This is a genomic window from Enterobacter mori LMG 25706 (assembly GCF_000211415.1).
GTDB lineage: Bacteria > Pseudomonadota > Gammaproteobacteria > Enterobacterales > Enterobacteriaceae > Enterobacter > Enterobacter mori.
Window position 1 is genome coordinate 1 of record NZ_AEXB01000137.1, and the last position, 611, is coordinate 611.

General features: G+C 64.8%; 1 protein-coding gene. It reads right to left on the reverse strand.

Going from position 1 to position 611, the window contains the following annotated elements; all coding sequences use genetic code 11:
• Positions 1–611, reverse strand: a 611-nt coding sequence (locus ENTMO_RS23600) for an Ig-like domain-containing protein (protein ID WP_010426201.1), incomplete at both ends; no start/stop codon positions are given.

A 611-nucleotide genomic window follows, 5' to 3' on the forward strand; every position in this document is an offset into this window, starting at 1 on the left:
CCGCCAATGGTGACGGTGACGGTATTCCCCGCTTCCGCATTCGCCACTTTGCCGCTGATGGTCTGGCCCGCGGCCACTTCCGCCGCGTTGATGACGTTATCGCCCGCCACGGTATTGATGGTGACGGTCGGCAGCGCGGTATCCACCAGCAGGTTCGCGGTGTTATTCACGCTGTTGCCCACGCCGTTGGTCGCGGCGGCGCTCAGGGTATAGTTCGCTTCGCCCAGACCCGCCAGATCCGCTGCCGGAACGGTCAGGCTCCAGGTGCCGTCCGCCGCCGTCGTGGCCGCGTAGTTTTTACCGTTGAGGGTCACGGTCACCACGGTGCCTTCCGCCAGGTTGGCGCTGGTGCCGCTGACGCTCAGATCCTGAGCTTTCTCGACCGCGTTCAGCACGTTGTCATCGCTAATGGCGTTGAAGGCTACCGATGGCAGACCGGTATCGACGGTCACGTTATGGCTGCCGGTACCGGTATTGCCCGCCGCGTCGGTGACTGACGCAGTGACGGTTACGGTGCCGTCGCTGAGGCCGGAGATGACGCTGGCCGGTACGCCCACGCTCCAGTTACCCGCCGCGTCCAGCACGGTGGTGTAAGTCTGGCCGCCAATCGT